Source organism: Streptomyces sp. WAC04114 (assembly GCF_019733245.1).
Lineage (GTDB): Bacteria > Actinomycetota > Actinomycetes > Streptomycetales > Streptomycetaceae > Streptomyces > Streptomyces massasporeus_A.
Genome location: NZ_JAIGQA010000038.1, coordinates 1 through 17,595, shown reverse-complemented (window position 1 = coordinate 17,595; position 17,595 = coordinate 1). Strand labels below are relative to the sequence as shown.

Genomic DNA, 17,595 nt, shown 5'->3' with positions numbered 1-17,595 from the left:
GCTCAGTTCTCCTCGGGTGACGCGGGGGCGTCCTCGGACCGGCTGCGGATCACGTCGAACCGCTTCATCCGCTCCAGCACCGCCTCCGCCGTGGGGCGCCGCATCTCGTCGACGATCCGGCCGTCCCCGAGGAAGAGCACCAGGTCCGAGTGGGCGGCGGCGCCCGGGTCGTGGGTGACCATGACGACGGTCTGCCCCAGCTGGTCGACCGCCTCGCGCAGGAAGCCGAGCACCTCCAGGCCGGCCCGCGAATCGAGGTTGCCGGTCGGCTCGTCCGCGAAGATCAGCTCGGGCCGGGAGGCCAGCGCCCGCGCGCAGGCCACGCGCTGCTGCTGCCCGCCGGACAGCTGCGACGGCCGGTGCCGGAGCCGGTCCCGCAGGCCCAGGGTGTCGATCACCCGGTCCAGCCACGTCTCATCCGGTTTCCGGCCCGCGATGTCCATCGGCAGGGTGATGTTCTCCAGCGCGTTCAGGGTCGGGATGAGGTTGAACGACTGGAACATGAACCCGATCCGGTCCCGGCGCAGCCGTGTCAGCTCGCGCTCCCTCAGCCCCGTGATCTCCGTGTCGCCGAGCCACACCTGACCGGCCGAGACGGTGTCGAGCCCCGCCAGACAGTGCATCAGGGTGGACTTCCCGGAGCCCGACGGGCCCATTACGGCGGTGAACCGGCCCCGGACGACGTCCACGTCCACCGAGTCGAGTGCGAGCACGGCCGTCTCGCCCGAGCCGTACGCCTTGGTGAGACCGCGGGCGCGGGCCGCGATCCCGTCGGCCGGCGCGAGGCCGGGAGCGTGCTCCGCAGCAGGTGTGGACAAGGCCGCCTCCTCTGGGTGGACGTCAGGACCTCCTGGCCCTGCCCGAGGGTAATGTGATCCGGCCCACACTCGGTATCCTCCGCGGGTCGGACACCGCCCTTGCCGGTGCTAGCACCTCCGCGCTAGCTTCGAGGTATGGCGAAGACCCAGCTGAACGTGCGCGTCGACGAGGGCACCGCCCGCGCCGCCCGTGAACGCGCCCTGGCCCGCGGCATGAGCGTCAACCGCTACATCGAGGAACTGGTCAGACAGGACACCGGCGAGGTCGGCCACACCTTCGTGGAGGCCGCCGCCGACTTCATGAAGCAGTACGAGTCCGTCTTCGCCGAGGAGTTCGATGGGGGTGCCCCCGCTCGAGCGAAGCCGAGAGTGGGGGAAGACCGTGAGGGCTCGCGCGAAGGTCGCCACTGAAGCGTTGAACAACCTCGAGATCGACCTCGCCTGGCTGCTGATGCTCGCCGAGCACAAGACCCCCGGCGACCCGCAGGTCACCGACTGGGGAGCCCTCGTCGCCGCCGTCGCCCGCCACCAGGCCGCCATATTCGACGTCCCCGTCTACGACAGTCCGCACGCCCGCGCCGCAGCACTGCTCCAGCTCCTGCTCCACGTGCCCGCCCTGGAGCGCTCCAACGCCCTGTTCGCCTCGGCCGTCGCCTACGCCTACCTCGTCGCCAGCGGCGTCAAGGTCATCACCTCGCCCGAGCAGGTCCGCGACCTCGCCCGGCTGGTCAAGAGCGGCGAGGCGTCCGTACGGGACATCGAGCAGGAGCTGCGCCAGTGGAGCCTATGACCACCGGCCGTACTACCCGCCGGCCGGACGCCAGGCCGTGCCCAGCACGCAGTACGAGCTGGGCAGCCGCGGCCCCTCTTCGGGCATCAGAACCCGCCGGTAGGGGCCGAGTTCGAACCCGGCGTCCCGCAGCGCCCGCACCGGCTCCCGCGCCACGTGGCAGCCCCCGCTCATCATCGGCCACACCGTCCGGTCCAGGGCGTGCTGAGTGAAGGTCATCGCCCGGCCACCGCCCCGGCCGTGCTCGAAGAACCGCACCTCGCCGCCCGGCCGCAGCACCCGCCGCAGCTCGGCGAGCGCCCGGGGCACGTCCCGGACACTGCACAGCACCAGCGACACCACGGCCGCGTCGAACCCCTCGCTCTTGACCGGCAGGGCCTCGGCCGCACCGGGCACCACGTCCACCGGCACCTCGGCGCGCAGCGCTGCCTCCACGGCCAGGTGCCGCAGCCGCCGCTCCGGTTCGATCGCCACGACCTCCGCGACGGCGCCCGGGTAGTGCGCGAAGTTCAGCCCGTTGCCCGCGCCGATCTCGATCACCCGCCCGGACAGCCCGTCGAGCAGTCTCCCGCGGATGCGGCCCATGCCCATCCGGGTCTCGGCGGCGACACTGAGCCGGGCGTAGCAGCGGGCGAACAGCGGATGGTGCACTGCGTCCCGTGGCACCTTGCCGGAGCGGAGCTGCATGAGGACCTCCCAGACGAGGCTGGCCTAGCGCCTTAGGGCGATTGTCCCCCGCACGGGCCCGCCGCACCCCTGCCCGCTACCGAAGGAGTACCCGGCCCAGCACCGGAAGGTGGTCGCTCCCGGTAGCCTCCCGTGCCGACACCTCCGTCACCTCGACCCCGCGCCCCAGCACCTGGTCGATCCTCGCCACCGGCAGCCCGGCCGGCCAGCTGAACGCGAACCCCGAGGCCGGGGCGTCGAGTCGGGAGGTGAGCGGACCGAGCCCGCGGTCCTGCACCGTGCCGTTGAGGTCGCCCACCACCAGGAGCCGCCGGGCCGGGTCGTCGGCGATCCGGCCCGCGAGCCGGGCCGCGCTCTCGTCACGGGCCGCCGAGGCGAGCCCCGTCACAGCCAGCCGCACGGACGGCAGATGGGCCACGTACACCGCCAGCTCGCCGCCGGGCGCGGAGACCGTGGCCCGCAGAGCCCGCCGCCAGCTGCCGGGAAAGCCCGCGGGCCGGATGTCCACGGGCCGCACGTCCGACAGCGGGTACGCGGACCACAGCCCGACCGTGCCGTGCACCGCCCGGTGCGGATGGGACCCGCCCAGGACGTCCTGGTACGCGGGCCGCGCAGCGGGCGTCAGTTCCTCCACGGCGATCAGCCCGGCACGGGTGGCGAGCAGGGCCCGTGCGGTGCCGGCGGGGTCGGCGTTGTCGTCGGCCACGTTGTGCTGCACGACGGTCAGGTCGGACGTGGCCGGGGGCGAGGAGAACCACATCCCGCCGAACATCCACAGCCACACGGCCGTGGGAGCGAGGCACGCGAGCAGCCCGGCCCTCGACCGCCCGAGCAGGGCGAGGCAGCCGAGCACCGGCACCGCCATCCCCAGCCACGGCAGGAACGTCTCCAGCAGGCTCCCCAGCCGGCCGACCCCGTTGGGCACGGCGGAGTGCAGGGCGAGCAGACCGGCGACACCGAGGGCACCGCCGACGAGCAGGCCGTCCCGCGGCCGCAGTCCGTCCGTGCCGACCACGCGCGCCCCTACGCGAGTTCCGCCGCCAGCAGGGCGGCAGCGCCGGCCACCAGCGGATTGTCGGCCGGGGCGTCCTCCTCCGGCTGGGTGGTCAGGACGGACATCACGATCGGCGGGCCGTCCGGCGGCCAGGCGATGCCGACGTCGTTGTTGGTGCCGTACCGCCCGCCACCCGTCTTGTCGGCGAGCAGCCAGTCGGCCGGCAGTCCCTTGCGAAACCTCTCCAGGCTCGTGGTGTTGCGCAGCAGCCAGTCCGTCAGCCGGTCCCTGTCCCGGGGCTCGAGCACGTCGCCGAGCACCAGCCGGGCGTAGGTCAGGCCGATGGCGCGCGGGGAGGTCGTGTCGGTCACGCGCCACGGCTCCGCGGAGTTGAGCTCGGGCTCCCAGCGGTCGAGCCGGGTGACCCGGTCACCGACCGAGCGGGAGAACCGCGTGACGGCGGTCGGGCCGCCCAGCTCCTTCAGCAGCAGGTTGCCCGCGGTGTTGTCGCTGAAGCGGATGGTGGCGTCGCACAGTTCGCCGACGGTCATGCCGGTCGCGACGTGGTCCTCGGTGACGGGGGAGTAGCCCGACTCGGTGACGTACTTCTGGGTGTAGTGGATGCGCCGGGCCAGGAACTCGCCGTCGCGGTCGAGGTCGCGCAGCACGGCCGCGGCGGCGAGCGTCTTGAACACCGAAGCCATCGGGAAGCGTTCGTCGGCCCGGTACGCCACCGTCCGGCCCGTGCGCATGTTGCGGGCGTACACGCCCAGCCGGGCGGTGTGCTCCAGCTCCAGCTCCCGCAGCCGCGCGGTGACGCCGCCGGTGGCGGGTAAGGCGCCGGCCGTTCCGGCGCCGCCCAGCCAGAGAGCGGCGGCCGTGCCGAGCGCGAGGGCCGTACGGCGGGACGGGCCTGATCCGTTCGAGTACAAGGTGGTCCCTTCGGAGGTGATCACATACGTACTTCAACACGCAATCACGCCCGCCCCGGTTTCACCGCGAGCCCGTCCCTGCCCTCAGAACGCCTCGGGCGCCTCCCGGATCCGGAATGCCTCCGCGTCCCACGAGCCGTCCAGTCGGGGCGCCAGCCAGTGCGGCGCGGTCGCCCGGAACGCGGCGGGGGAGAGGGTGCCCGAACCGGCCGGAACCGAGCCCAGCAGGGGGGCTTCGGCCACGTCCGGCAGATCCGCGAGATTGCAGCGCGCGGCGAGGTCCGGAGCCGCGGGCCAGCTGCCGATCACGATCCCGGCCAGGTCCAGCCCCCGGGCCCGCAGTTCACGCGCCGTCAGCTCCGTGGTGTTCAGGGTGCCGAGCCCCGCGGCGGTCACGACCAGCACGGGCGCGGACAGCAGCCGGGCCGCGTCCGCGAGGGTGCCGCCGGCCGCGTCGAACCGGACGAGCAGTCCACCGGCCCCTTCGACCAGCACCAGGTCGTGCTCGGTGGCCAGCTTGGCGGCGGCCTCCGCGACCTCGTGCGGATGGACCGGGGTCCGTCCGGCCCGGCGCGCTGCCGTGGCCGGCGCCAACGGATCGGGATACCGGGCGAGTTCGGCCGTCGACACCGGGCCCGCTAGGCGCGCCACCTCGGCAGCGTCGCCGGGCTCGTCCGGCCCGACGCCCGTCTGCGCGGCCTTCAGCACGGCCACGGAGCGGCCGGCGGACAGCGCCGTCGCCGCCACGGCGGCGGTCACGACCGTCTTTCCGACCTCCGTGCCCGTGCCCGTGATCACCAGTACCGGCATGTCATCCCTCCCGCGCCGCCGCGCACACCGCCCGCGCGATCCGGGCCAGGTCCTCCTCGCCCGTCACGTACGGCGGCATGGTGTAGATCAGATCGCGGAACGGCCGCAGCCACACGCCCTCGCGCACGGCCGCCGCCGTCGCCGCCGCCATGTCCACGGCGTGGTCCAGCTGCACCACGCCGATGGCGCCGAGCACCCGCACGTCCGTCACGCCCGGCAGGTCCGAAGCCGCCGAGAGCCCGTCCCGCAGCCCCGCCTCGATCCGCTTCACCTCGGCGAGCCAGTCCTGACCCAGCAGCAGCTCGATCGAGGCGCAGGCCACCGCCGCCGCCAGCGGATTGCCCATGAACGTCGGGCCGTGCGCGAGCACCGGAACCTCGCCCCGCGAGATGCCGTCGGCCACCCGCGGGGTGCACAGCGTCGCCGCCATCGTCATGTATCCGCCGGTCAGCGCCTTGCCCAGGCACATCACGTCCGGCGTCACGGCCGCGTGCTCCGCCGCGAACATCGCACCCGTACGGCCGAAGCCGGTCGCGATCTCGTCGAACACCAGCAGCACGTCGTGCGCGTCGCACGCCTCGCGCAGCACCCGCAGATACGCGGGGGAGTGGAACCGCATCCCGCCCGCGCCCTGCACCACCGGCTCGACGATGACCGCGGCCAGCTCGTCGGCGTGCCGCTCGATGAGCGACCGCAGCTGCTCGGCATACGCCTCGTCGTACTCGGCCGGGGGCGGGTCGGCGAACACCTGACGCTGCAGGACCCCGGTCCACAGGTCGTGCATCCCGCCCTTCGGGTCGCACACCGACATGGGCTGCCAGGTGTCGCCGTGGTAGCCACCGCGCCAGGTCAGCAGCCGCTGCTTGCCGGGCCGGCCCAGGGAACGCCAGTACTGCAGGCACATCTTGACGGCGACCTCGACCGACACCGACCCGGAGTCGGCGAGAAAGACATGCTCCAGGCCCGCGGGTGACATGTCGACAAGGAGCTTCGCCAGGCGTACGGCGGGCTCGTGGGTGAGCCCGCCGAACATCACATGGCTCATCCGCTCCAACTGGCCGCGCGCGGCCTCGTTGAGCACCGGGTGGTTGTAGCCGTGGATCGCCGACCACCAGGACGACATGCCGTCGACCAGCTCTCGCGGACCGTCCGGCACGCCCGGACCGTCCGCGACTCCTGAGCCGCCCGGCGCTCCCGAGCCGTCCGCGAGCCGCAGCCGGACCCCGCTCGCCGACTCCACGACGAGCGGTTCCTGCCGTCCGGGCATCGGACCGTACGGATGCCACACATGCCGCCGGTCGAGCTCAAGCAGCTCGGGCACCGTCAGCTCAGGCATTGGGCGCGAGGTCCGTTCCGGCGCCCCGGCGGCGGACGGCGACGAGGTCGGTGCGGGCATCCGCGGCCGTACGGGGCTCGGAGGCCTCCGGGACGGCGTCGGAGCCGCACGCTCCGCCGCCCTCGGAACCGCAGACGCCGCCCCCGTCGTGGCAGCCTCCGGCGGCCCGGTGCTCCGGCAGCGTCACCTGGTCGGTGCCCTCCACCTCGAAGCCCGCGTCCGCGATCATCTCCAGGTCGGCCTTGCCTGCCTGGCCCTCACTGGTGAGGTAGTCGCCGAGGAAGATCGAGTTGGCCAGGTGCAGCGCGAGCGGCTGCATGGTGCGCAGATGGACCTCGCGCCCGCCCGCGATCCGCACCTCGGCGTCCGGGCAGACGAACCGCGTCATCGCCAGGATCCTGAGGCACCGCTGCGGGGTCAGGTTCCACTCCTTGCCGAGCGGGGTGCCCTCGAACGGGATGAGGAAGTTGACCGGAACCGAGTCCGGGTCCAGCTCACGCAGCGAGAAGACGACGTCCACGAGATCCTCGTCCGTCTCGCCCATGCCGGCGATCAGCCCGGAGCAGGCGGACAGACCGGCCGCGTGCGCCTTCTGGACGGTGTCGACCCGGTCCTCGTAGGTGTGCGTGGTGGTGATCTCCCCGTACGTCGCCTCGGACGTGTTGAGGTTGTGGTTGTAGGCGTCGGCGCCGGCCTCGCGCAGCCGCTCGGCCTGGCCGTCGGAGAGCAGCCCCAGGCAGGCGCAGACCTCGACGCCCTCGTTGTTGTCCTTGATCGTCCGAATCGTCTCGGAGACCCGGTCCACGTCCCGGTCGGTCGGGCCGCGCCCGCTCGCCACCAGGCACACCCGCTTGGCCCCTCCGGCCACACCGGCCGCCGCCGCCTCGGACGCCTGGTCGGGCTTCAGCCAGGTGTACTTCAGGATCCCGGCCGTCGAGCCGAGCCGCTGCGAGCAGTACGAGCAGTCCTCGGGGCACAGGCCGGACTTGAGGTTGACGAGATAGTTCAGTTTCACCCGTCGGCCGAACCAGTGCCGGCGCACCTTTCCGGCCGCGGCCACCACATCGAGCAGGTCGTCGTCGGACGTCGCAAGGACGGCCAGAGCCTCGTCGCGGGTCGGCAGCTCGCGCCGAAGCCCCTTGTCCACCAGCGTGTTCAGCAGGTCCATGGAAGCCGATCCTGTCCTAAGGAGGTGCCCGGGGCAAAGGAGAGTTCGCACAACAGAGTCGCTTCGAGGTGTGGGTATTGCCACACAGTGACCTGCTGGTGGTCCCGCTAGTGTCTGTGCACTGCCTACAAATTCCCCGGAGGACCACCCATGGCGTTCGGCTGGATCGACGAGCAGGCGGAGCTGCGCGCCCGCGCCGGACTCGTACGGACTCTGCGCCCCCGTCCGGCCGAATCGCCGCTCCTCGACCTGGCGAGCAACGACTACCTCGGGCTGGCCCGCCACCCCGAGGTCACCGAGGGCGCGGCCCGGGCCGCGCGGACCTGGGGCGGCGGCGCCACCGGCTCCCGGCTCGTCACCGGCACGACCGAACTGCACGCCGAACTCGAACGGGAACTGGCCGATTTCTGCGGTTTCGAGGCGGCTCTCGTCTTCTCCTCCGGGTACGCCGCCAACCTCGCGGCGGTCACCGCGCTGGCCCCGCACGGCTCCCTGATCGTCTCCGACGCGGGCAACCACGCCTCGCTCATCGACGGCTGCCGGCTCGCCCGCGGGACCACCCAGGTCGTGGCGCACGCCGAGCCGGACGCCGCGCGCAAGGCCCTGGCCGGCCACGAGGGCACGGCCATCGCCGTGTCCGACACGGTCTTCTCGGTCGACGGCGACGCGGCCCCCCTCACCGAGCTGGCCGAAGCCTGCCGGGAGCACGGGGCGGGGCTGGTCGTCGACGACGCCCACGGGCTGGGCGTGCTCGGTGACGGCGGCCGCGGCGCCCCGCAGGCGGTGGGGCTCGCGGGCGCGGACGACGTCGTCGCGACGGTCACGCTCTCCAAGTCGCTCGGCAGCCAGGGCGGAGCCGTCCTCGGCCCGGCCCGGGTCGTCGAGCACCTGGTCAACGCCGCCCGGACGTTCATCTTCGACACGGGACTCGCCCCGGCGGCGGCCGGTGCGGCCCTGTCGGCCCTGCGGCTGCTGCGCCGCGAGCCGGAGCGGGCCGCACGGGCCCGCGCGGTGGCGGGCGAACTGCACGCACGCCTGACCGCCGCGGGTCTGGAAGCGGTGCGTCCGGACGCCGCGGTGGTCTCGGTGCGGGCGCCCTCTCCCGAGGACGCCGTGCGCTGGGCGGCGCAGTGCCGCGCGGCGGGCCTGGCCGTGGGGTGCTTCCGGCCCCCTTCCGTGCCGGACGGCATCTCACGGCTCAGGCTGACCGCACGCGCGGACCTGACCGCTCAGCAGATCGAACGCGCTGTACGGCTGATCGGCGAGACGCGGCCATGAGTCGGCGTGACACGGCCGTGCGTCGCACGATGGCGGACTGAACGATGACGGACTGCATGACGACGGACTGATCAGAAGTGGTCAGATGCGGTCGACCGAGGCCGTGAACCCCGCCCAGCTCCTCGGTGAGAAGAGCAGCGCGGGTCCGGCCGGGTCCTTGGAGTCCCGCACGGCGAGCAGTCCGGCCCAGGGCGGGGTATCCGGACGCGCGGTCTCGACGCAGTTGTTCGCGCCGGTGCTGTAGCTGCTGCGCAGCCACCGCACACCGTGCAGTTCGATGCTTGAGGGGACGTGACGAGGAAGTGCACGCATGGTGCCTCCTTACGCGCCGGCGGCTGTCCCGGCGATGAAATCCAACGAGTCCTCGGGCGAAAGGGCGTGGATCTGAAGGGCGTTGAAGGCCTCCGTGTAGGCCTGGAGGTCTTCTTTCCGTTCGAGGTAGAGGCTACTCGTCAAGTGGTCGAGAACAACCACATCTAGATCAGAAGTGCTCGAAAATGACAAGATTACGAAAGGGCCGGTGACGCCGATGTGCGCCCCGGCGGCGAACGGCAGTACTTGCAGGCGCACTTGGGGCAGCCGGGCGGACTCGACCAGTCGTTCCAGCTGGCGGGCCATGACCCCGGGTCCGCCCACCTCCCGCCGCAGCACCGCCTCGTCCAGGACGGCACTGAGTTTCAGCGGGGGATCCGCGCGCAGCACGTCCTGCCGGGCCAGTCGCACCTCGACCAGCGTGTCGAGCCGGTCCTCCGGAAGTCCCTCGACCGCGGCCCTGGTCACCGCACGGGCGTACTCGGGCGTCTGGAGCAGGCCCGGGACGACGGTGGTCTCCAGCGTGCGCATCGCACCGGCCTGCGACTCCAGGCTGATGAAGTCCCTGTAGGTCGGCGGCAGCACCCCGCGATAGGCGTGCCACCAGTGATGCCGGCCGCCGCTGTCGTCGGACCCTGCCAACACCATGAGCAGTTCGCGAAGTTGGGAGTCCGTCACACCGTAGGCGTCGAGAAGTAACCGCACATCGGCCGGTTTCACCCCGCTCGTGCCCGTCTCGATCCGGCTGACCTTGGACTGGTGCCAGCCCACCAGCAAGGCCGCCTCACCGCTCGTGAGCCCCGCAGAGGTGCGCAGCGCACGCAGTTCGGCGCCCAGTTTCCGGCGGCGCACCGCGGGACCGTGCTGCATGGGCTCCTCCTTACTCCTTCCGAGCCACCCAAATACGGTTACGCGTCGCAGAGTTCACCGCTTTGAGCGACAGATATATGCATATCTTGGTGGATCGCCGTCCTTCGGGGGTGTTCTGGTGGCAGTCTGGCGAACGAAGCACCAGTCCGGGACCGTACTCGAACCATCCGCTCCGTGTCGGGCTGTGGTCCCGTGGGAAAGGGACGAGGTCGCCATGGCAGACCATCTGGAAGCATCCGTCACTCTGCCGAGCGATCCCGCCTCGGTCTCCGCAGCGCGTGCCTACGTGGTGGGCACGCTGGCGGAGTGGGGTCTGCCGGCGGACACGGAGGTGTCCGACACCGTCCGGTTGATCATCTCCGAACTCGCCACCAACGCCGTCCAGCACACTTTCGGTCAGTCGCCCACCTTCACCGTGGACGTCGAACTGGACCGTGACGAGCACCTGCGCGTCGGTGTCACCGACAGCCATCCGCGCTTCCCCAGACGCCTGCCGGCCGCCGTCCAGCAGGACAACGGCCGCGGCCTGGTCATCATCCGCTGGCTGACCGCGGAATGCGGCGGCAGGCTCCGCATCCGCCCCACTCGCGAGGGCGGCAAGACCATCTCGATCGAACTCCCCTGGGTGGTCCCGGTCCGGCCGGTGACGGCCGCGGTGCGGCAGGAGCCCTAGCCCACACGGCAGGAGGCCTGCTCACCGACAGCAGGAGCCCTGGCCCCACACGGCAGGAGCCCTGGTCACCGACAGCAGGAGCCCTGTTCACCCCCAGCAGGACCCGAAAGGCATGTCCAGCGGGTGCCCTCCGCGCACCCCGGCCCGCGCGACTCACATCCGGGCCACCCCCACGGCCATGACGCCCGCTCCGCGCCTCGCGCCTCGCCGGAGCCCGCTACCGTCACCGGTGCCGAGCCGAAGCCTCCCGGTGCGTTGCCGCCCCTCGAAGCCCTGAGGGCTGACCGACGGTGTGCCGCAGCGGTGCGGGGATCCCGGCGTCGCCCCCGGCCGTCTCCTCCTCGGTGGTCTCCCCGGCGCCGTCCGCCTGGGCACGCAGCCCGGCCCGCCGCACCAGCCGCGGGAGCAGCCCCCACAGGCCGACGCAGACCAGGAAGGTCGCGGTGCCCGCGGCGATACCGCCGCTCCGGCCCGTGGTCACTCGACGACCAGCAGCACGGAACCGCTGAACGCGAACACCAGCACGCCCAGGCCTGTGGTGGCCAGGCGCGAGGAGACCTGCACGATGCGGGGCTTGGCGCCCTGCTGGAAGAGGGAGCGGTGCAGCGCGGCCGGGGCGGTGAAGAGGGCGGCGGCAAGGACCGCCAGCAGCAGCGTGACGACGTAGGTGACGCGCTGGACCGTGTCGAGGTCCTCGAAACGCGAGGTGAAGGCCAGCGACAGCAGGAAGGCGAAGAGGATCTGCACGCCCGTCTGGGTGACGCGCAGTTCCTGGAGCAGCTCGACGAAGTTGCGGTCGGCGCGTTGCAGCGGCGTCTCGTTGCGCGCGGTGCAGGGGCGGTGCTCGGCCATGGGGCCACGGGTATCCAGATGAGCCCGTGTCACGCTCCGGCGTGCGGCGGCGTGTCAAGGACGCCGCCGCACGCCGGGCGGATCACTTCACGCGTCCGTACCAGACACTCTTGGTCCAGATCTTCTGCAGTCGCACCACGTCCCCGCTCTTCGGGGAGTGCCAGAGCTTGTTCTTACCCGCGTAGATACCGACGTGGTACACGTTGCTGCCCGAGTGGAAGAACACCAGGTCCCCGGCCTTGCGGTTCTTGGCGGAGATGTGGCGCGTCTTGTTGTACTGCTGGGCAGCCGTGCGGGGGAGCTTCTTGCCGGCCTTCTTGAACGAGTAGAGCGTGAGCCCGGAGCAGTCGAACCGGTGCGGACCGGTGGCCCCGTACCTGTAGGGTGCACCCTTCTTGGAGGCTGCTATCTGGAGTGCCTTGGTCGCCGGTGTGGCCGCCGCCGCATCGGATGCGAAGCCGGGCGCCACGATGGAGCCGCCCACCGCGGCGATGGTGAGCGCCGAGGCCGTGCCGGCCCGGGCCATGAGCGACGGGACACGATTGAGCGCAGTCATGCGCAACCCTTCGTCAGCCGCCTGTGAAGGATGACCTGTCGGATTCGGGCTGACAAAGTTGCCCGGCCGCTGACGCGGCTTCACCCCAAGGGCTGCTCGGGGTCGGTCATGGCGTGACCGTCCCGGCGACCCGTCGTGCTCGGGTCCTCCACTCCTGCCGATCCACTCCTGTCGACCGGTCATCCGGGCGGCGGCAGGACTCGGCGTCCGCCCGGATCGCCCCGCCACAGCGGCGGGGGCTTGTCGTCAAAAAGGGATCTTGGCGCATGCCTGTCCTGATTTTCCAACGGAACCGGGGGTTTGTGTTGTTACTCACCACTCACCCGTTCGGGTGGACACGTGTGCGTTCGAGCCACTGTCCACAGGTTCGCGGGGCTCCGGACCAGCGATGGAATGCTTCATTCCGTCCGCCGACTACGCGCGTTGCGCAACCGGAACGGTCCAGAAATCCGTCTCCCGCCTACTCCGAACAGAGGTACGTCATTTGGTCCGTTTCAACTCAGCTCCGGACGCATCGTGGGCGGCGCGTGCGTCCGGACCGACGGTTCCGCGTCAACTGACGGACTCGGGGGGCAGGGTGAGCCGGGCGGTGCGCCGCTCGCCGTCCAGCACCCGCAGGGCCCGGGCCAGGGTGCCGGCGTGCAGTTCCGTCTCGCCCCGGTGGTGCATCAGGGCCAGCGCGTCACGCAGCGCGGTCGCCTTGCCGACCAGCGCCTGGGCGGCGCGCAGTCCGCGGTAGGTGTCGCCGTCCAGGGCCGGGTTGATGCGGCCGAGCAGGTCGACGACCTCGAGGTAACGGTCGATCACTTCCGCCTCGGCGCGCGTCAGGGCGGGCAGGGGCGGCAGCTCGGGCGGGAGCACCGGAGCCTCACCGGCCGGTCGGCGGGGCCAGAGTGGCCTTGCGGCTGGGGATGATCCCGTCGATCAGGCCGTACTCCACCGCCTCCTGGGCGGTGAGGACCTTGTCCCGCTCGATGTCCGCGCTCACCTGCTCCCGGGTGCGTCCCGTGTGCAGCGCGAGCATCTCCTCCATCCGGCTCCGGATGCGCGTCAACTCGTCGGCCTGGATCGCCAGATCACTGGCCTGCCCCCGGACCGGCTCGGGCAGCGCGGGCTGATGGATCACCAGGCGGGCGTCGGGCAGGGCGAATCGCTTGCCGGGCGTGCCCGCCGCCAGCAGCACCGAGGCGGCGGCACCGGCCTGGCCCAGGCAGATCGTCTCCACGTCGCAGGAGAGGTACCGCATCGTGTCGTACAGGGCCGTCATCGCGTGGAAGGTGCCGCCGGGGGAGTTGATGTAGAGCGAGATGTCGCGCTCCGGGGCCTGGTGCTCCAAGTACATGAACTGGGCCATGACGTCGTTCGCCGAGGTCTCGTCCACCGGTGCCCCGAGGAAGACGATCCGCTCCTCCATGAGCTTCGAGTAGGGATCCATCGTCCGTTGCCCGGACCCCGTGCGTTCGGTGAACTCGGGCAGCACGTGGCGGGCGGACGGTCGGGTCATGACGAACCCCTCCTCGCGGGCAGAGCCGTCTCCGGCGACAGCTCGTCTGTAAAAAATGTACAGGACGTACGTCGCGATAGGATGGGGACATGGCCTACGAGATTCCGGTGACTCAAGCAAGGGCTGAGCTCGCCGACCTGATCAACCGCGTGGTGTACGCCGGCGAACGCGTCGTCGTCACCCGGCACGGCAAGCCTCTCGTCGCCCTCGTCTCGGCCGATGACCTGCGGCGACTCGAAGAGAGCCAGGAGCTCGCGGAGGTCACGGAGGAGCAGGTGGTCAGCGCGGTCTCCACCGTCCGCGAGGTCGCGTCCGCTCCTGGCGAACCCCAGCGCTTCGGCATCGCGGCGGAGCACCGCAGGGCCGGCCCGTCCTAGCCGGACAGACGAAAGGCCGTCGGTCCGGTCCAGGGTCGGCCGGCCGGACGTAAAGACCGTGCGCCCCCCGTCCGCTACGGCGGGGACGCACGGTCGCTTTCTGCGGTCGCCTCCGGGGCGCGCGGGTGGCGGTCAGGTCACCGCCGAGAGCTCCCGTCGCTCGGCCGCGGGCGCACTGCCCGCCTTCCGGGCCCGGAGCGAGCTGCCGAGCGGGACGGCCCCGGGCCGAGAACCGCCCACCAGGTCAGGGTCAGGGCCGGTCCCGTCGCCGCTCCGTCGAAGTACCACACCGAGCGCAGTTCCTCGGCGCCCGAGCCGATCCGGATGGTGGAGGTCGCGGAGGCGCATGCGAGCCGAGGGCGCCGGAGGATCACAGCTCGGTTAACGTGCCCGAAACGCGGTCCAATTAGCCTGCCGATCCACGCCACCTGGCACTTTGCCCCGTGGCCGCGGCAACCGGGCTCCGCACGGCCCGGAGCGACGACTGTGAGGTGGGACGTGCAACTGACCCCGCACGAGCAAGAACGGCTGCTGATCCACGTGGCGGCCGACGTGGCCGAGAAGCGCCGGGCCCGCGGGCTGAAGCTCAACCACCCCGAGGCGGTCGCGCTCATCACCTCGCACATCCTCGAGGGCGCCCGGGACGGCCGTACCGTCGCCGAACTCATGGCCTCCGGGCGCAAGATCCTGACCAGGGACGACGTCATGGAGGGCATCCCGGAGATGATCCACGACGTCCAGGTCGAAGCCACCTTCCCGGACGGCACCAAGCTCGTCACCGTCCACGACCCGATCGTCTGACGGGGAGCCGCCGTGATTCCCGGGGAGATCCTCTTCGCCGACGGGCCGATTGCCTACAACCAGGGCCGCGAGGTCGTCCGCCTCACCGTCCTCAACGCCGCCGACCGGCCCGTCCAGGTCGGCTCCCACTACCACTTCGCCGAGGCCAACCCCGGCCTGGAGTTCGACCGCGCCGCCGCGCGCGGCAGGCGGCTCAATGTCGCCGCCGGCACGGCCGTGCGCTTCGAGCCCGGGATCCCCGTCGACGTCGAACTCGTGCCGCTGGCCGGCGCCCGTGTGGTGCACGGCCTGCGTGGCGAGACCGGAGGTGCCCTCGATGCCTGAGATGTCGCGTGCCGCGTACGCCGACCTGTTCGGCCCGACGACCGGCGACCGGATCCGCCTGGCCGACACCGACCTGCTGGTCGAGATCGAGGAGGACCGCTCCGGCGGCCCCGGACTCGCCGGTGACGAGGCCGTGTTCGGCGGCGGCAAGGTCATCCGCGAGTCCATGGGCCAGGCCCGGGCCACTCGCGCGCAGGGCACGCCGGACACCGTGATCACCGGCGCGGTGATCATCGACCACTGGGGGATCGTCAAGGCCGACGTCGGCATCCGCGACGGCCGGATCACCGGCATCGGCAAGGCCGGCAACCCCGACACCATGGACGGCGTCCACCCGGACCTGGTCATCGGCCCGGAGACCGAGATCATCGCCGGCAACGGGCGGATCCTCACGGCGGGCGCGATCGACGCGCACGTCCACTTCATCTGCCCGCAGATCGCCGACGAGGCCCTCTCGTCGGGCATCACGACCCTCGTCGGCGGCGGCACCGGCCCCGCGGAGGGCTCCAAGGCCACCACCGTGACCCCCGGCCCCTGGCACCTCGCCCGGATGCTGGAGGCGATGGAGGCCTACCCGCTCAACATCGGCCTGCTCGGCAAGGGCAACACCGTCTCGCACGAGGCGATGCTGTCCCAGATCCGCGGCGGCGCCCTCGGCCTGAAGCTGCACGAGGACTGGGGCTCCACCCCGGCCGTCATCGACGCCTCGCTGACCGTCGCCGAGCGGACCGGCATCCAGGTCGCCATCCACACCGACACCCTCAACGAGGCCGGATTCGTGGGAGACACCCTGGCCGCCATCGCCGGGCGGGGCATCCACGCGTACCACACCGAGGGTGCGGGCGGCGGGCACGCGCCGGACATCATGACCGTGGTCTCCGAGTCGTACGTGCTGCCCAGCTCCACCAACCCGACCCGGCCGTTCACCGTCAACACCGCCGAGGAACACCTCGACATGCTGATGGTGTGCCACCACCTCAACCCCGCGGTGCCGGAGGACCTGGCCTTCGCCGAGTCCCGGATCCGCCCCTCCACGATCGGGGCCGAGGACGTACTGCACGATCTGGGCGCGATCTCGATCATCTCCTCCGACTCCCAGGCCATGGGACGCGTCGGTGAGGTCGTCATGCGCACCTGGCAGACCGCGCACGTGATGAAGCGGCGGCGCGGCGCCCTGCCCGGGGACGGACGCGCCGACAACCACCGCGTACGTCGCTATGTCGCCAAGTACACGATCAACCCCGCGCTCGCCCAGGGCCTGGCCGCAGAGGTCGGGTCGGTGGAGAGCGGCAAGCTGGCCGACCTGGTGCTGTGGGAACCTGCGTTCTTCGGGGTCAAGCCGCAGCTCGTCATCAAGGGCGGGCAGATCGCCTACGCGCAGATGGGCGACGCGAACGCCTCGATCCCCACCCCGCAGCCGATCCTGCCGCGCCCGATGTACGGGGCGATCGGGCGGGCGCCGGCCTCCAACTCCCTCAACTTCGTCGCCCCCCTGGCCGTCGAAGCAGGGCTGCCGGAGCGGCTGGGGCTCGGCAAGCGCTTCGCGGCGATCGAATCGACCCGCGGTGTCACCAAGGCCGACATGCGAGAGAACGACGCCCGGCCCGAGGTGCGGGTCGACCCCGACAGCTTCGCCGTGCACATCGACGGGGAACTGGTCGAGGCGGCGCCCGCGGCCGAACTTCCCATGGCCCAGCGGTACTTCCTGTTCTGAGGGTGGTCTGATGTCGCGTGCAGCGCTTCTCGTCCTGGCCGACGGGCGGTTTCCCGCCGGGGGGCACGCGCACTCCGGCGGTGCCGAGGCGGCGGTCAAGGCCGGCCGGGTCAGCGGGGCGGCGAGCCTGGGGGAGTTCTGCCGGGGGCGGTTGCACACGGCGGGGCTGACGGCGGCGGGACTGTCCGCGGCCGCGGCGCTCGGGATCGATCCCGTCGCGCTGGACCGTGCCGCGGACGCGCGGACGCCGTCGCCCGCACTGCGCGTCGCCGCGCGCAAGCTGGGGCGGCAGCTGCTGCGGGCCGCCCGGGCGACCTGGCCGTCCGCCGAACTGAACGCGCTCGGGAGGGAGTTCCCCAAGGGGGCGCACCAGCCGGTGGTGCTGGGGCTGGCGGCCCGGGCGGCGGGGCTGGGGCCTATGGACGCGGCGTACTGCGCGGCGTACGAGAGCGTGAGCGGGCCGGCGTCGGCGACCGTGCGGTTGCTCAGTCTGGACCCGTTCGACGCGACGCGGGTGCTCGCCCGGCTGGCGCCGGAGGTGGACCGCGTCGCGGACCGGGCGGTGGAGGCGGCCCGGAAGGCGGTCGACGACGGGGTCGACGCCCTGCCCGCGGGGTCGGCACCGCTCCTGGAGATCGGGGCGGAGGTGCATGCGGCATGGCCGGTGCGGCTGTTCGCGTCGTAGCCGGCCCTCCGAACGCCCTGGAGACCAACCACCTCAGGGGCGCTGGGCTGTGCTCGATGTGCGGCTCCGCCGCGTGAGCGCGACCAGCCCCCACCCATCCGCACTCCGCACCAG

General features: G+C 72.0%; 21 protein-coding genes, 1 pseudogene and 1 riboswitch. Of the genes and pseudogenes, 9 read left to right on the top strand and 13 right to left on the bottom strand.

The window, feature by feature from the left end:
- Positions 1-2 precede the first annotated feature (2 nt).
- A complete protein-coding gene (locus K4G64_RS13380; RefSeq protein WP_221756256.1) occupies positions 3-818 on the bottom strand; it encodes an ABC transporter ATP-binding protein in 816 nt (271 codons plus the stop codon).
- A 135-nt stretch (positions 819-953) separates the two neighbouring features.
- Between K4G64_RS13380 and K4G64_RS13375 the strand changes: the two genes are divergently transcribed.
- Entirely contained in the window at positions 954-1,229 is a 276-nt protein-coding gene (locus K4G64_RS13375; RefSeq protein ID WP_221756255.1) for a toxin-antitoxin system HicB family antitoxin, read from the top strand.
- A gap of 4 nt (positions 1,230-1,233) precedes the next feature.
- On the top strand, positions 1,234-1,608 hold the full coding sequence (locus tag K4G64_RS13370) for a fic family toxin-antitoxin system, toxin component (RefSeq protein WP_142165227.1): 375 nt from the start codon (positions 1,234-1,236) through the stop codon (positions 1,606-1,608).
- A 12-nt stretch (positions 1,609-1,620) separates the two neighbouring features.
- Here the strand turns inward: K4G64_RS13370 and K4G64_RS13365 are convergent, their stop codons facing one another.
- The 6 genes from K4G64_RS13365 to bioB all read right to left on the bottom strand — a co-directional run bounded on the left by K4G64_RS13365 (position 1,621) and on the right by bioB (position 7,535).
- Positions 1,621-2,295: a class I SAM-dependent methyltransferase gene (locus tag K4G64_RS13365; protein ID WP_221756254.1), complete on the bottom strand. Its 675-nt coding sequence runs from the start codon at positions 2,293-2,295 to the stop codon at positions 1,621-1,623.
- 76 nt (positions 2,296-2,371) lie between these two features.
- The gene (locus tag K4G64_RS13360; protein WP_308122350.1) at positions 2,372-3,310 is read right to left on the bottom strand and encodes an endonuclease/exonuclease/phosphatase family protein; all 939 of its coding nucleotides are present in this window, start codon (positions 3,308-3,310) and stop codon (positions 2,372-2,374) included.
- Positions 3,311-3,318: 8 nt separating this feature from the next.
- A complete protein-coding gene (gene bla / locus K4G64_RS13355) occupies positions 3,319-4,221 on the bottom strand; it encodes a class A beta-lactamase (RefSeq protein ID WP_260460412.1) in 903 nt (300 codons plus the stop codon).
- Positions 4,222-4,305: 84 nt separating this feature from the next.
- Entirely contained in the window at positions 4,306-5,031 is a 726-nt protein-coding gene (gene bioD, locus K4G64_RS13350) for a dethiobiotin synthase (RefSeq protein WP_221756252.1), read from the bottom strand.
- A gap of 1 nt (position 5,032) precedes the next feature.
- Positions 5,033-6,367 carry an adenosylmethionine--8-amino-7-oxononanoate transaminase gene (locus K4G64_RS13345; protein ID WP_221756251.1) on the bottom strand — a complete coding sequence of 445 codons (1,335 nt, stop codon included), beginning with the start codon at positions 6,365-6,367 and terminating at the stop codon, positions 5,033-5,035.
- On the bottom strand, positions 6,360-7,535 hold the full coding sequence (gene bioB / locus K4G64_RS13340) for a biotin synthase BioB (protein ID WP_221756250.1): 1,176 nt from the start codon (positions 7,533-7,535) through the stop codon (positions 6,360-6,362). The genes K4G64_RS13345 and bioB overlap by 8 nt, the downstream gene beginning before the upstream one ends.
- Before the next feature lie 150 nt (positions 7,536-7,685).
- Here bioB and K4G64_RS13335 point away from each other — a divergent pair, with 150 nt between their 5' ends.
- The gene (locus K4G64_RS13335; protein WP_221756249.1) at positions 7,686-8,813 is read left to right on the top strand and encodes an 8-amino-7-oxononanoate synthase; all 1,128 of its coding nucleotides are present in this window, start codon (positions 7,686-7,688) and stop codon (positions 8,811-8,813) included.
- A gap of 81 nt (positions 8,814-8,894) precedes the next feature.
- Here K4G64_RS13335 and K4G64_RS13330 read toward each other — a convergent pair whose 3' ends face one another.
- Both K4G64_RS13330 and K4G64_RS13325 read right to left on the bottom strand, forming a co-directional pair.
- A complete protein-coding gene (locus K4G64_RS13330; protein WP_221756248.1) occupies positions 8,895-9,125 on the bottom strand; it encodes a DUF397 domain-containing protein in 231 nt (76 codons plus the stop codon).
- Between the two features lie 9 nt (positions 9,126-9,134).
- Complete coding sequence (locus K4G64_RS13325; protein WP_221756247.1) at positions 9,135-9,995, bottom strand: helix-turn-helix transcriptional regulator; 861 nt, start codon at positions 9,993-9,995, stop codon at positions 9,135-9,137.
- A 214-nt stretch (positions 9,996-10,209) separates the two neighbouring features.
- Here K4G64_RS13325 and K4G64_RS13320 point away from each other — a divergent pair, with 214 nt between their 5' ends.
- On the top strand, positions 10,210-10,668 hold the full coding sequence (locus K4G64_RS13320) for an ATP-binding protein (RefSeq protein WP_221756246.1): 459 nt from the start codon (positions 10,210-10,212) through the stop codon (positions 10,666-10,668).
- A gap of 223 nt (positions 10,669-10,891) precedes the next feature.
- On the opposite strand, the pseudogene K4G64_RS13315 reads toward K4G64_RS13320, so the two are convergent.
- The 4 genes and pseudogenes from K4G64_RS13315 to K4G64_RS13300 form a co-directional block, all read right to left on the bottom strand.
- A pseudogene (locus K4G64_RS13315) lies at positions 10,892-11,520 on the bottom strand (DUF6328 family protein).
- An 82-nt stretch (positions 11,521-11,602) separates the two neighbouring features.
- On the bottom strand, positions 11,603-12,076 hold the full coding sequence (locus tag K4G64_RS13310; protein WP_221756245.1) for a C40 family peptidase: 474 nt from the start codon (positions 12,074-12,076) through the stop codon (positions 11,603-11,605).
- A 3-nt stretch (positions 12,077-12,079) separates the two neighbouring features.
- Positions 12,080-12,292: riboswitch (cyclic di-AMP (ydaO/yuaA leader) on the bottom strand.
- Between the two features lie 336 nt (positions 12,293-12,628).
- Positions 12,629-12,937, bottom strand: coding sequence for a hypothetical protein (locus tag K4G64_RS13305; RefSeq protein ID WP_221756244.1), 309 nt, complete (start codon positions 12,935-12,937; stop codon positions 12,629-12,631).
- Between the two features lie 7 nt (positions 12,938-12,944).
- Entirely contained in the window at positions 12,945-13,580 is a 636-nt protein-coding gene (locus K4G64_RS13300; RefSeq protein WP_221756243.1) for an ATP-dependent Clp protease proteolytic subunit, read from the bottom strand.
- 89 nt (positions 13,581-13,669) lie between these two features.
- Here K4G64_RS13300 and K4G64_RS13295 point away from each other — a divergent pair, with 89 nt between their 5' ends.
- The 5 genes from K4G64_RS13295 (at position 13,670) to K4G64_RS13275 (ending at position 17,481) form a co-directional block, all read left to right on the top strand.
- The gene (locus K4G64_RS13295) at positions 13,670-13,957 is read left to right on the top strand and encodes a type II toxin-antitoxin system Phd/YefM family antitoxin (protein WP_221756242.1); all 288 of its coding nucleotides are present in this window, start codon (positions 13,670-13,672) and stop codon (positions 13,955-13,957) included.
- A 498-nt stretch (positions 13,958-14,455) separates the two neighbouring features.
- Positions 14,456-14,758 carry an urease subunit gamma gene (locus K4G64_RS13290; RefSeq protein ID WP_190897035.1) on the top strand — a complete coding sequence of 101 codons (303 nt, stop codon included), beginning with the start codon at positions 14,456-14,458 and terminating at the stop codon, positions 14,756-14,758.
- A gap of 12 nt (positions 14,759-14,770) precedes the next feature.
- A complete protein-coding gene (locus tag K4G64_RS13285) occupies positions 14,771-15,082 on the top strand; it encodes an urease subunit beta (protein ID WP_221756241.1) in 312 nt (103 codons plus the stop codon).
- Positions 15,075-16,796 (top strand): urease subunit alpha, encoded by a 1,722-nt coding sequence (locus K4G64_RS13280; protein WP_221756240.1) that lies wholly within the window; start codon positions 15,075-15,077, stop codon positions 16,794-16,796. The genes K4G64_RS13285 and K4G64_RS13280 overlap by 8 nt, the downstream gene beginning before the upstream one ends.
- A 10-nt stretch (positions 16,797-16,806) precedes the next feature.
- A complete protein-coding gene (locus tag K4G64_RS13275) occupies positions 16,807-17,481 on the top strand; it encodes an urease accessory protein UreF (RefSeq protein WP_221756239.1) in 675 nt (224 codons plus the stop codon).
- Positions 17,482-17,595 lie beyond the last annotated feature (114 nt).

What these genes read in the sequence shown, in the direction of transcription:
- K4G64_RS13300 (WP_221756243.1), bottom strand. Translation starts at nt 13,580, where the DNA reads ATGACCCGACCGTCCGCCCGCCACGTGCTGCCCGAGTTCACCGAACGC.
- bioD (WP_221756252.1), bottom strand. Translation starts at nt 5,031, where the DNA reads ATGCCGGTACTGGTGATCACGGGCACGGGCACGGAGGTCGGAAAGACG.
- K4G64_RS13335 (WP_221756249.1), top strand. Translation starts at nt 7,686, where the DNA reads ATGGCGTTCGGCTGGATCGACGAGCAGGCGGAGCTGCGCGCCCGCGCC.
- K4G64_RS13365 (WP_221756254.1), bottom strand. Translation starts at nt 2,295, where the DNA reads ATGCAGCTCCGCTCCGGCAAGGTGCCACGGGACGCAGTGCACCATCCG.
- K4G64_RS13310 (WP_221756245.1), bottom strand. Translation starts at nt 12,076, where the DNA reads ATGACTGCGCTCAATCGTGTCCCGTCGCTCATGGCCCGGGCCGGCACG.
- K4G64_RS13325 (WP_221756247.1), bottom strand. Translation starts at nt 9,995, where the DNA reads ATGCAGCACGGTCCCGCGGTGCGCCGCCGGAAACTGGGCGCCGAACTG.
- bioB (WP_221756250.1), bottom strand. Translation starts at nt 7,535, where the DNA reads ATGGACCTGCTGAACACGCTGGTGGACAAGGGGCTTCGGCGCGAGCTG.
- K4G64_RS13280 (WP_221756240.1), top strand. Translation starts at nt 15,075, where the DNA reads ATGCCTGAGATGTCGCGTGCCGCGTACGCCGACCTGTTCGGCCCGACG.
- K4G64_RS13375 (WP_221756255.1), top strand. Translation starts at nt 954, where the DNA reads ATGGCGAAGACCCAGCTGAACGTGCGCGTCGACGAGGGCACCGCCCGC.
- K4G64_RS13275 (WP_221756239.1), top strand. Translation starts at nt 16,807, where the DNA reads ATGTCGCGTGCAGCGCTTCTCGTCCTGGCCGACGGGCGGTTTCCCGCC.
- K4G64_RS13345 (WP_221756251.1), bottom strand. Translation starts at nt 6,367, where the DNA reads ATGCCTGAGCTGACGGTGCCCGAGCTGCTTGAGCTCGACCGGCGGCAT.
- K4G64_RS13330 (WP_221756248.1), bottom strand. Translation starts at nt 9,125, where the DNA reads ATGCGTGCACTTCCTCGTCACGTCCCCTCAAGCATCGAACTGCACGGT.
- K4G64_RS13320 (WP_221756246.1), top strand. Translation starts at nt 10,210, where the DNA reads ATGGCAGACCATCTGGAAGCATCCGTCACTCTGCCGAGCGATCCCGCC.
- K4G64_RS13295 (WP_221756242.1), top strand. Translation starts at nt 13,670, where the DNA reads ATGGCCTACGAGATTCCGGTGACTCAAGCAAGGGCTGAGCTCGCCGAC.